A 12,127-nucleotide genomic window follows, 5' to 3' on the forward strand; every position below is an offset into this window, starting at 1 on the left:
TGTGATCGACTTTTAATCCGCGTAAAGCATTATTTATAAAGAGGATAGGGTGAGCCCCGTTGGTGCGGGGCTCTGTGGCCTTGATCAAGATTTCGCTTTGGCGCGTTTTTTGGCGGGCTTCTTCATTTTTTGTGCCGATGTCCCCGCTTTGAAGATATCGACCGCGCCGTTGTTCTCTTGAGGTTTACCGGGCGTCGAACGTCCTTTGTCGGCGTAACTCTGCAGCAACGCTGTTAATTCTTTAACGACCTCGGGGTGTTCTGCCTGCACGTTCTTCTGTTCTCCCACATCGGCGTTTAGATCATACAACTGAATCGCGGGGAGGCCACTCAGATCATCTTTGCCTGGCTTGGGAAAACTCCAGCCTCCCGAACCCGGGCAGAGTTCCAGCTTCCAGTGATCTTTGCGAATGGAAAATGCGCCGCGAATCGAATGATGGACGGCGGCTTCACGCAGTGGTTTGGTTGCCGTGCCTTCCATCGCGGGCAGGATGCTGACACTGTCGACGCCCGCGGATTCAGGCAGCTTTGCTCCGACGATGTCGGCGGCGGTCGCCATCAGATCGGTCAGGCACGTCAGCTGGTCCGAGTGAGTTCCCGCTTTAATATGGGCGGGCCAGTTGGCGATGAACGGGACGCGGTGTCCGCCTTCATAAATGTCGGCTTTGTGACCGCGGAATTGATAACTGGGAGAATGGTCTTTGTCGGTCATCTCTTTGAAGTTGGCGGCCGGCGAACAGCCATTGTCGGCGGTGAAAATGACCAGCGTATTCTTATCGATGCCTTGCGCTTTGAGAGCCCGCATCACCTGGCCGACGGTGTCATCCACCTGCATCACGAAATCACAGTAGGCATTGATGCCACTTTTCCCCTGCCATTTCGGCGTGGGAAGGATCGGCGTGTGCGGTGCATTCAGTGGGAAATAAATGAAGAACGGTTTTCCTTTTTTCGCTGCCGCAGCATGCTCGTCGATAATCTCTACGGTTTTCTCGGTAATGCGGGGCAACACGTCGATGGCTTCGAAATCTTTGTGCGCGGGGCCTTCGCGAAAGAAGGCTTTGGTGACGGTGGGAATGCCCTGGCTCTTGTTGTTTTCAATATAAACGTAAGGAGGCATGTCGAGCGATGCACTGATGCCGAAGAAGTAATCGAAGCCGACGCTGTTAGGACCGTTCTGGATCGGTTTCGAGTAATCGACTTCCCAGCCGGGATTCGTTTTTTTGTTGAAGGATTGTTCGGTCGCGATGCCTCCCTGCTTGAGCGTCCAGTCCATACCCAGATGCCACTTGCCCACACAGGCAGTATAGTAACCATGTTGCTTCAGCATTTCGGGAACGGTCAACCGGTCGGGTTCAATCAGGCGTCGGGACAGTCCCCAGAGTACGCCGCTTTTCAAACGTGAGCGCCAGTTATACCGGCCCGTCAAAATTCCGTACCGGGTAGGCGTACAGACCGACGAACTGGAATGCGCGTCAGTAAAAATCATGCCGCCGTGCGCCAACTGATCCAGATTCGGTGTGGCAATTTTACATTCCGGGTTCAATGCCCGGATATCGCCGTAGCCCATGTCGTCAGCCAGGATGTAGATGATATTGGGATCGTTTGATTTTTCTGCTGCATCGGCTGACGCAGTGCAGCACAGCGTGAACATCCCGCAGGCGAGAGTCAGTGCGGCAGTGAGAAACAGAAAACCCGAGGTGCGGGTTCTGGCAGAGAAAGCGAGCGAGACTTTGGCAGACGGCATGGTGGTTCCTCAGAGAATATGTTGCGTGGTATGTTTTCTTCAGTATCAACCAACGGGACCGCAGGGTCAAGCAATTCATCACACGAATCAGCTTTGATTCAGGGGGATCGCATGAATCAAAATCGAAAAAAGGAGTCGCGCTGTCATGTCACTTCAACTCTTTGATATATAGATTGCGAAACTCTACGGGATCGTTGTGATGCTGCAGGGCAATCGGACCTCTGGCAGGAATCCCCGGAAGCTGTGCTTCAGTGATGACGGTGGTTCCGTTGAGGACGACTGTCACGCGATCGCCGCGCATCGTAATTTCGAAGCGGTTCCATTGACCGAGTGGACGATCTGCGTTTTTGATGGGGATACAGGCGCGGCGGACTTCCGGCGGCATCGTCTTGTCGGTGCGGTAGCCGTTGATTTCGCCGGAGCCGAGAACCTGGCTCCAGATGTTGAGCTGTGCTCTCGTACTGCCACGGAGATAAATGCCGCTGTCACCGGCGTCGAGATGCGGGCGGGTGACGCGTTTGCGGGGATTGTCTTCCTGCATCAAAAAATCGCCGTTGAACAGCACGATGGGGTGCGGCTTCAGTTCTGGCTCAACCGGCAGACGCCAGTCGGCGATCAGGATAAAGTCGCCGAATTCGTCCTTGGTCCAGAGGTCGCGGTCCGTTCGCTTCTTCGACTCGGCTTTGCCGTCGTAGTGAATTTCGCCGTCGTGCGCGACCCAATGTCCCTTATGCCCTGGTAGATGCTTCCAGCCGGCAAACGAGACTCCGTCGAACAGCGACACAAAGCCTTCGTCGGACTGGGCGATTTTCTCCGGCGGCGGGTTACTCGACGGCAATTCGCGAATGCGGATGTTGCGAAAATGCACTTCGGTGTGTTCCGCCTGCAGGCCGATAAATCCTTTGACGAGACTCGTCTGTTTCGCGCGCGTGACCACCTTCCCATTGACGGCCAGTTCCACCGTACCGTCCTTTGTTGTGAGCACGTACTGGTTCCACTGGCCGGCCGGTTTACAGCGTTTTTCGAGTGCGCGGGCCCGCGCGGTGCTCCCTTTCTTGTCGGGATCGGTCAGCGGCACGAGCGACGCACCGCGAATTCCAAACAGACTCCCATGATCGTCGTCGAACAACTGGGCTTCGATGGCACGCGGATACGGGGCACCAATCTGCGGCAGTGCATCGGCATGGAAGAACAGACCGGAGTTGCCGCCGGGTTTTTCGTGCCGCCATTCCAGTTCCAGCACATAGTTCTCGTACATCCGATCGGTTCGAAGAAAGCAGCGTGGCTCCCCCGTACAAACGATGGTACCGTCTTGCACCTGCCAGGTGTCTGGCGCGCCGTTGACGTTGACCCAGCCAGAGAGATCCCGGCCGTTGAACAGCGCCGTTCCTGCAGCGGGCTCGGCAGCTTGCACTGGGGCATTCGTCAGGAAGAGCGAGATGAGGCACAAGCCTAGCAGCTTAACCCCGGCGTTGATTCGTACGTTACTCTGCATTCGTTCCGCGTCCTTTATGATATCTCAAACCAGGTGGTAGTCATCAGCAATCATCAATTGTCATTACGACGTTTCCGGCGGCTTGCCATCGATCCATGGGCCGGCAAGCTTCTGATATTCGGGCGGGTACATCACACTGCCGGTGTCTCCCGCGTGCCAGCCGGGCACATGGCGCGGTTTGACTTCTGCCTTGGAAAGCTGCTCCCAACCGTCTGCCCAGCTGCTGTTGCCGTCGCTGACCTTGCCGGCGCGATCGACGTGGAATACCTTGCCTTCGCGATAGCTGCGCACGGCCAGATTGACGAGCATCACTGCGGCTGCCGCCAGTTCCGGATCGTTATTAACCGATGTGGGCTTGCCCGAGCGGATGGCGTCGAGCCAGTTCGCGCAGTGCGTCGACACGATATCGAGTTCGGTTTTCGCATGGAATGTCTCGGGCTTGAGTTTGCTGTTCAGAGTCACCTGCGGTCGTTCGGGCACAAATTCGAACGAACATTTGCCGCTGTTGCCCGAACAGCTCTTGTCGAACAACAGCAGTCCGTTGTGGCCGCGGATGATGTGATCCAGCTTGCGTTCCTCGCTGACCATGGTGCTGCTGACCAGTCCCTGCACACCTTCGTGAAAGTCGGCGATGATCGACGCTACGTCGGTGACTTGACGATGGTCGTATTCAAAAAAGATCCCGCCACCACCGACCACGCGGCCGGGCTTGCGGAGTCCCGTGGCTTTCAGCATGCCGGTCACACGATGTACGAACAGGTCGGAGAACATGCCGTATCCGAAGGCCCAGTAGCAACGCCATTGCCCGAAGAGTTCACGGTCGAACGGCACATCGGGATGAAAGCCCTCGTCCACACCGAGGAAGCGGCGGAAGTCGACGGTTTTCGGCGTCATTTCTTTGGTAATCAGGTTATGCCGAGACATGCCGAACTTGCCGTTACGAGCACACTCGGTCTGAAACTGGACGACTTTGCCCAGCAGGCCAGCGTCGATTTTTTCGCGGGCCATGTCCCACACAGGCGCACTGGTCGATTGCACGCCGACCTGCATCACGCGGTCGCTGGCTTTCCACGCAGCGACCACCTCTGCGCCTTCCTCGACCGTGTGAGTCATCGGCTTTTCGCAATAAACGTGCTTGCCCGCAGCGAGTGCATCCAGCGTGATTCGGGCGTGCCAGTGATCGGGCGTGGCGATGACGACCGCGTCGATGTCCTTATCGCCCAGCAACTCGCGATGATCGACGTGCGTGGTTGGTGTGACGCCGGTCTGTTCCTTGATGTAGTCCACAAAGCGTTGGCGATGCACCGAGTACACATCGGCGACGGAAACGAGGTCGATATTGCGACCCAGTTCGCGGAGCTTGACGAGCTTCTTCGTGAGCGTGTTGAAGCCGCGATTACCTGCACCAATCACGCCGATCCGTAACCGCCCGTTGGCTCCGGCCGCTCGTGTCTTTGCGGCCCCCGCCAGCAAACTTGCCGCGGCGCCGGACGTAGCGCTGGTCTTGATGAACTCGCGTCGTGATACGTTTGATTCAGTTGGTTCAGTCATTACTCAATTCTCCAAATTACGGTTGAGCCAGTCCGCTTTTTGCTGACCATGGATGAAAACAGGGGCGATGCTGAATATAAATCAACTTCGATATGAATTCTTTCAGTATCAGGCAACGAGACCTCCGGGTCAAGTAATTCGTGCAGGGGACCGGGGATGACTGCCATTTACCTTCGCCTGCGGCCCGCTGTGGCAGGAGAATCTTAATAGAGCTGTTCTGTGAGCCCGCTTTCGTTTTAGAGACGAGTACTAGTTAGTTGTTCAGTTTACGCTGGACGAACCTGGGAGGAGTTTTCATAATGAAATGGATTAATACTGCTCCCGGATGTTTAGAAATGTGCAGATGTGACTGATGCATCCGGTCGTGCAGAAATCTTCAGGATGCAGCGCACCCAATCCTGTCAATCAACGCGGGCCCGGACTTACTGGAGAGATAGAACTTTTCCTATCTCACCAGGCAACGCATAACGAGATGGATCATGTATCAGAAAACCGGATGGCTCATCGGCCTCATTCTCATGGTCGGGTGTGGCGAACAGCCGAAACCCGATGAACAGACACAAACCACTCCCAGTCAGACACCTGCGATTCAGACGCCTGCCAGTCAGGCAAAGCCTGAGCCAGCACCAGTGCAGGAAACTGTTACTCCAAAAGAGAAAACGGCTCCCCCCAAAAAGGACTCTACCGGAGATGACTATGTCGATAAGGTCATCGCCGAACATCAGGAGAAAACGTTCCAGAGGTCATTAAACGATCTGAAATCAAAGGATAGCGATCAGCGCGGCATGGCCGTCGCCAGGATGGTCACGTCCAAGATCGACCCCAACCGGGTAGTCGCCGGTCTGTTGAATGTCGTGGATGACAAGGATGAACGACTGGCAAAGATGGCGCGGGGTTACATTCAGTCACACACGTTCAAATCCAAAGGTCAGCTGGTCGATTTCTACGCAGACTGGTGTGGCCCCTGTCGGATGATGAAGCCGGTGGTGAAAGAACTTCAGGACGAGGGTTACCCGGTCATTCAGGTGGACGTCGATCAGAATCCGGATTTGAGTTCGCATTTTTATATCACCAGCATTCCGACATTTGCGCTCATTGTCGACGGATCGATGCGGCAGCGCAGGATCGGCGTGGTCGATAAATCAGAATTACTGAAACTGCTGAAAGAGATCCCCAAACCAGATAAGAAGGATCAGGAGAAGGCGTATGTGACCGATCCGAAGCTGAAGGTTTATGGCGCCCTGGTGACGATGCAGTCGGAGAACCCCTGGTATCGGTATGAGGCGAAGCAGCAGTTAAAGCAAGCTTCCTTGCCCGCGCTGATTGAGATCCTGCAGGATCCGGGGCAGCGCACCGTCTTTCGCGAATCGGTGATGCAGGTCCTCGAATCGTTCATGAAGTCAGAAGATCAGGCAACGCAGATCGTCAAGGTGATGACGGAGATCATGAACGACCCGAAGCAGTCGGAGGAACTGCGGGGAATGGCTGTCATTTTCCTCTCCCGCCACGATCCAGCACGCAGTAGTGCGCTCGATGAAAAACTGGTGGCCCTGTTAAAGGCATCCCGTCCCGAAGCGTTACAGGCAGATGTGGCAGAAGAAATTGGTAAACGCAAAATCAAGCAGGGATTGCCGGTACTGATTGATAAGGTGAAGCACCTGGATCAGGCTCCCGAAGATGTGCGAACAGCGTATATCTCTGCGTTGGGAGAATTCGGTGCCGCAGCGGATACCGCGGTGCCTGCTCTGCTGACCGCCTATACGAACTATCCTGATGAGAGCGATGCCATTTCCGAAGCGCTCGAGGAGATCTGTCCCGATTCCAAAGCGGCCACGGAGACGTTGATCAAAGTGCTCGCAGAAGATAACGAAGAGGCCAGATCCTTGGCGGTCTCGCTGCTGGATCAGGCCGAGTATATCCGCACGGCCAGCAGTTCCCTGCAGAAACTGTTGAACGATCCCGATCCTGAAGTGAGTCTCAAAGCGGCGAAACTGCTGGAGAAAATCGGCGGGGCGGACCAGAAGATTGTTACTGCACTCGTCAAACAACTGGATGAAGGGGAAGTGGACTGGGAAATCCGATTCGCGCTGCGGACCGCCTGGCGATACTCTTATCCCGCATTGACCAAAATCATCTGCGATCCTCAGAGTACTCCCCAGGCCAAAGAGAATGCGATGTCGGTGCTCAGGGATTTTCATCATCGACCCAGTCCGGAAGAACAGGCTTCGCTGGAACAGGCTTTAGGCCAGAAAGACCTGCTGACGAAACAGTGTGCCGCGATCATGCTGTCGTCCTCTGAATCTCAGCAGGCACAGATAAATTCCCTGCTCCTGGAAGCAGTCAAGTCTGACAACGAGGGTGTGCGCCTGCACGCAGCCCGGGCATTGGGCAGTCGTCAGAAGTCCCTCTCAAAACAGCAGCAGGAGCAGGCGAAGACAGAATTACTGAAGTTGTTGAAGGAGTCCGATTCCCGTGTCAGTGAAGCCGCCGGGTCTGCCCTTGCCAATTTCGAGTTAACTGAGGATGAGTTGAAAACGGTGGTCGGATCCCTCGAGAATCCGGACCTGCAGTACTCTGTGATGAGTATTCTCAACAGGCAGAAAACACTGCCGGGCTCGGTCGTTCCATTGCTGACCGCGAAATTAGTGAGCGATGAAATCGATGAAGATCTGGTCAATCAACTGACTGCTGTTGTGAGTCGCGCAGGTAAGCTGGCCCTGAAAAGTCTGGAAGCGGTGGTCTCGAATACCGAGGTGGATCCGGAGCGCCGCGCCAAAGTGATTCTGGCACTCAGTGAGGTCACGGCTGACGAACCAGAGCTCGTGAAATATCTTCAAGCATTTCTCAAGGAGAAACAGCCTGAACCATTACAGATGGCGGCTGCGATTGCTGTCGCAGGCCAGGTCGAGGATAAGCAGTCCCTGGTGCCTCTATTGCTGACTGGTGTGCAAAGTGAAAACTGGCAGATCAAACAGTTCGCCGGTGATGCATTGACGAATGTCGCAGGAGATTCGCCGGAAGCGCTCAAACTGGTGCAGTCACAATTGAAAGAACTGGAAGCGAAGCAGCAATCTGCAGTGCTGGTTCTACTCTGCCAGGACGAGCGACTGCGAGATAAATTCAGTTCACAACTGCTCTCCCAGGTTCAAGGTAGGGATCAGGAAAAGGATGCCTACCAGCTCAGGGCGGCGATCAGCTACCTGGTCCGTGGCGATAGGGAGGGCACCGCGATCAACAAACTGCTTGCAGAGCAGGATCAGGAGATCGTGCAGCAGACATTACGCACCCTGGGAAATAATGCAGACGGCGTTCCCAAAGCCGTCCTGCCGGAACTGGAAGCGTTATTGAAAAACGCGCCGCCGAAGACCCGTTTACTGGCAGCGTTCTGCCTGTTGAAAGCGGGATCTGAGGATCAGGGGCTGCTGACGATTGTGCGTAACGCGCTGGACTCGGATGATGAAGAACTGAGTCAGCAGGCGGCCTACGGTCTGCAGATGGCCGGCCCTTTAAATGAACAGTGGACGCCGGTCTTGATTGAGTTAATGCAAAATCGGAATTACCGGCAGGCGTCCATTGAACAGTTGGGAGAGATGGGAGCTGACGCGAAATCAGCAGTGCCGGCTCTGATTGAGCTGCTGGGGACAGTCAGTTATTACGAGGATACCGCCTCTGCCCTGAGAGAACTGGGCCCGTCTGCTGCTGAAGCGATTCCGGCACTGCGAGAGATGCTGACGAATGAGCGAACCATGTATGCGGCTGCTCAGGCGCTGGAGAAGATTGAAGAAGACCATCAGCCGACGATCGATATTCTGGCGCAGAATCTCGATCAACCGAATCTGCGCGGGGATGCTGCCTATAGCCTGGGAGTCTTTGCCCCGGATTCTCCCGAGCGGATCGAACCCCTGTTGTTGAAGGTGGCCAGCGGTGAGAATCAGTATGACCGTGAAATGGCGCTTCGTGCCGCCGGCTCTTTGAAGTCAAAAGCGGTGGTCACGATGCTGATCAAAGTGCTGGAAGAAAATGACCAGGATCTTTCTGACCTGGCTGCCCTGTCGCTGGGAAAACTGGCCATTGAAGCGGATCTGGCGGTACCGGCCTTGATGAAATCGATGCAGGACTCGGATGAACGCGTGCAATATACCTCAGTGCAGGCCCTGGGTAAGTTTGGTGCCGACGCTGCGCCTGCGGTGCCCGCTTTACTCAAAGCCTTGGATGACAAATCCATTCGCCTGTCCGCTGCTGGTTCTTTAGGCCGCATCGGCGCACCGGCGCAGGAGGTCATTCCCCGCCTGATCAAAATGCTGGATGATCCGCAAGAGCGGCGTGCAGCGCTGGAAGGACTTAAGCAGTTCGGACCACTGGCAGAATCCGCGGTCCCCCGCTTGAAGGAACTGGAGCAGGAGTCTCGGAACTATGAACTGCGACAGGTAAAAGCGACCCTCAAAGCGATTCAGTCGCCGGAGGAGAAAGAGAAGAAATGAAGATGATCGCACCTCTGTTATAATTCTCTCTGAGTAGATTGATATCGAATTCAGATTTGCAACAGAGGTGCGTAAAACATCATGAAATTATGGCGTTGTTTTCCAGCGTAGTTCGCGAAACTCCGGTGCAGGGCCACGCCAGTTTTTACCGACGATCCTTGGCTTTGTTTTACTTCTGCGCATGGGCTGCAGTCGCTCGGCATAGGTGAGCTTCAATTGTCGGATGCCTTCCCAGTTCGGTAAGGGGGCTCCGTCCAAATTTTGAAATTCGTCTGGTTTCAGCACGACGGTCTGCCAATCTGTGCCCCCTTTGAGTTCGACCTCGGCGGCGTATCCGTCAATGACAATCACCAGCCGATTGGCTTCTGCTGCGCGAACTTTCAACGCGAGCTGCGCCTGCTTTGGTGCTTTCCAGATGGCGTCATTCAGTTTATGCGTGATCAGTGTCCATTCATCCGGTCGGTAATTAAACCATTCCTTTTGCCAGTCGCCTTGAAAGTCTTCGATCAATAGTGTTGGCTCCAGTGTGACACGGACACCGGCATCACGAAGCTGGGCGGGTGCGACCTGCGTCAGTAGCGATGAGACGTTGAATGATTTAGTCGTGTAGGGGCGATAGTAATAGCCCGCTCCGGAAACAGGCTCATCAAGGGGATACCGCACGTTGGCGTAGACCCAGAGTGGCTGTTCGACGTTGCCCAGTGGCAGCGCCGCTGTCCAGACGCCGTCGGCTTTGGTGGCCGGGGCATGGCGCCAGAAGCGGTGCATGGTCTCCAGCCTGTTTTGGGGGCGTTCATTCATTTTACCCTGTTGGGTATAAAAGATATCCACAGAGAGAACGGGCCTGGAGCGATCTGGCTGCACTTTGAAATGGGGCACGCCGTCTTCGGTCTTGAGCGAGAGTGTTGTTTTTGGTGTCTGCGGAAACGAAAACGAATTTTTCAAATGCTGATCCATCCAGAGCAGCGTCGCGACTTCGTAATCGGGCGTGTCCTGGTGATTGTGGTGCGGCGAACAAGTGACGCGCCACTCGCTGCTGCTGATTTCGTTGACTGCATCAGGCAGGTTGCCCAGACGCCCGTGAAAATCGTTCGCGGGGCTGAGGAAGATAATCGGACATGAAATGTGCTTCAGACTGACGTCATCACCCAGCGTCGCACGAAAGAGCGGACTTTGATTATACCGGTCGCTGACGCCTCCACAGGACGGCGCGGCGGCCTTGACGCGCGGGTCGGGTGCGGTCATGACCGTGAGCTTGCCACCCATGGAGTGTCCATAAACGCCCAGTCGATCCGGATCGACCATCGGCTGCTGTTCCAGAAACGTCAATGCGCGGCGTGCGGCGAGCGCACACAGAAACCAGCCGCTATTGCGAGGCGACTCAACCTTATCGAGGGTCCATGCCGCCGGTTTGGCACTGGGAAAGACGTTGCCGGGATTTTTCCCCGGGGCGTGATAGCCGTCGAGGGCGCCCCAGTCGGTGGTGACTTTGTAGTGAGGGTCGTCTGTCTTGCCGTCCCAGAACAGCTTGACTTCTGCCGGCGTCACTCGGTAGTCGGGGGCACTGATGCGTCCTGCCCAGGCAATCGAGACCGTGGCGTATCCCCGCTTCGCATTCATGAGACAGGCCTGGTGATCGGCGTATTGTCCCCCACCATGAATCTGGACCAGTCCTGGCAGAGTTTTCGTACTGTTGGCTGCGCTCTTGGGAAATCCAAAAATTGCCGCCAGTCGGGCAGTCTGTCCTTTGAAGACGCCGATGCGAAATCGTATCACGCGCAGAATCACGCCCTCTTCTTCCCACTCTTTAAGCACCTCGACTTCGAGCGGTTCACGGCGCGGATCAAAGCCGGCCCACATTTCATCGAAATTCTGCGGTGCCTTTCCGTTTTTCAACGGGGGCAGCGTTTCGGTTTCCTGTCCTGAAACAACAGAAGCTGAAAGCAGAATCAGGATCAACAGAGATGTGCACAATTTCATTTTGGTGTCTCGCTCTGAGATGGGATGTCATGCTGAAGGAGGGCATGTCAGTTTTTGTCAGTCTGCTTTTTCTTTAACGCAGCTTTGATCTCGTTGGCAACCTGTTTTGCAAGTTGGGCCGAGCCTGCTTTTTTAAAGTGCACGTTGCCTGGTCCGGTCCAGAGCGCGGCGTCAAATCCGGATGCGAGTTTGTGCAGATCATTGATCCTGACGCCGTGTTGTTTCATGATTTTTTCGGCGACGGCGTTGTACTTCAAGTCGTCGCCAACGACGCGACCTGCTTCCCCTTCAGGCACCGGGGTTGTGGTGGCCCAGACCAGCGTCGCGCCGGTTTTTTCGAGTTGTTGCACTAACGCTTCCAGATTTTTCTCGTATTCTTTTAAGGGGACGGCGATGGTGCCATTCACCTTGTCGCGGTGTCCCTGGACTTTCGAATCCGGGTGCCGATAGCAGAGGTCGTGCAAGCCCCAGTTGAAATGAATCACGTCCCAGTCCGTCTTTCCCAGCCAGCGTTTGAGGTTTTGTTTCCCCCGGTTCGTATCGCCGCAATTCGCTTTCACGCGTTCTACATTCGCGACGCCTTGAAGTAACTCGATGGTGGGTTTCGTGTACCCGATCGAAATCGAGTCACCAATGATCAGAACGTGTGGCAGGTTGGGATCAGCTTTGGTGGTTTGCTTCTCCTGGGCTGTGACGATGGAAGTCAAGCACAGGAGCATGAGGGACGCTGTTTGAAGTCTGACGTATTTATTTAGTCGATTCATGCTTTTTTTCCTGATAAGGATGAATTTCGAATCCGATTACATTTAGTATCAGCAACGCCCCCATCTGGGTCAAGCAGGACTTCCACTGAATCAATGATCTTCATCAGTCCGCC

Annotated in this window: 6 protein-coding genes; 1 reads left to right on the top strand and 5 read right to left on the bottom strand. The window is 55.2% G+C overall.

The features are described from left to right. Positions 1 to 84: 84 nt before the first annotated feature. From Pan241w_RS00960 to Pan241w_RS00970, 3 genes are all read right to left on the bottom strand, one after another. Positions 85 to 1,650, bottom strand: coding sequence for a sulfatase family protein (locus Pan241w_RS00960; RefSeq protein ID WP_145223118.1), 1,566 nt, complete (start codon positions 1,648 to 1,650; stop codon positions 85 to 87). 241 nt (positions 1,651 to 1,891) lie between these two features. After that, the gene (locus tag Pan241w_RS00965; RefSeq protein WP_145209607.1) at positions 1,892 to 3,238 is read right to left on the bottom strand and encodes a 3-keto-disaccharide hydrolase; all 1,347 of its coding nucleotides are present in this window, start codon (positions 3,236 to 3,238) and stop codon (positions 1,892 to 1,894) included. A gap of 63 nt (positions 3,239 to 3,301) precedes the next feature. Then, positions 3,302 to 4,789, bottom strand: coding sequence for a Gfo/Idh/MocA family protein (locus Pan241w_RS00970; protein WP_145209610.1), 1,488 nt, complete (start codon positions 4,787 to 4,789; stop codon positions 3,302 to 3,304). Positions 4,790 to 5,268: 479 nt separating this feature from the next. Between Pan241w_RS00970 and Pan241w_RS29215 the strand changes: the two genes are divergently transcribed. Further along, a complete protein-coding gene (locus tag Pan241w_RS29215) occupies positions 5,269 to 9,270 on the top strand; it encodes a HEAT repeat domain-containing protein (RefSeq protein WP_198000248.1) in 4,002 nt (1,333 codons plus the stop codon). Positions 9,271 to 9,357: 87 nt separating this feature from the next. Here Pan241w_RS29215 and Pan241w_RS00980 read toward each other — a convergent pair whose 3' ends face one another. Further along, positions 9,358 to 11,250: a dienelactone hydrolase family protein gene (locus tag Pan241w_RS00980; RefSeq protein WP_145209613.1), complete on the bottom strand. Its 1,893-nt coding sequence runs from the start codon at positions 11,248 to 11,250 to the stop codon at positions 9,358 to 9,360. A 47-nt stretch (positions 11,251 to 11,297) separates the two neighbouring features. Then, positions 11,298 to 12,014 carry an SGNH/GDSL hydrolase family protein gene (locus tag Pan241w_RS00985; RefSeq protein WP_145209616.1) on the bottom strand — a complete coding sequence of 239 codons (717 nt, stop codon included), beginning with the start codon at positions 12,012 to 12,014 and terminating at the stop codon, positions 11,298 to 11,300. Between the last annotated feature and the right edge of the window lie 113 nt (positions 12,015 to 12,127).

The organism is Gimesia alba (assembly GCF_007744675.1).
Lineage (GTDB): Bacteria > Planctomycetota > Planctomycetia > Planctomycetales > Planctomycetaceae > Gimesia > Gimesia alba.

What these genes read in the sequence shown, in the direction of transcription:
- Pan241w_RS00970 (WP_145209610.1), bottom strand. Translation starts at nt 4,789, where the DNA reads ATGACTGAACCAACTGAATCAAACGTATCACGACGCGAGTTCATCAAG.
- Pan241w_RS00980 (WP_145209613.1), bottom strand. Translation starts at nt 11,250, where the DNA reads ATGAAATTGTGCACATCTCTGTTGATCCTGATTCTGCTTTCAGCTTCT.
- Pan241w_RS00965 (WP_145209607.1), bottom strand. Translation starts at nt 3,238, where the DNA reads ATGCAGAGTAACGTACGAATCAACGCCGGGGTTAAGCTGCTAGGCTTG.
- Pan241w_RS00985 (WP_145209616.1), bottom strand. Translation starts at nt 12,014, where the DNA reads ATGAATCGACTAAATAAATACGTCAGACTTCAAACAGCGTCCCTCATG.
- Pan241w_RS00960 (WP_145223118.1), bottom strand. Translation starts at nt 1,650, where the DNA reads ATGTTCACGCTGTGCTGCACTGCGTCAGCCGATGCAGCAGAAAAATCA.
- Pan241w_RS29215 (WP_198000248.1), top strand. Translation starts at nt 5,269, where the DNA reads ATGTATCAGAAAACCGGATGGCTCATCGGCCTCATTCTCATGGTCGGG.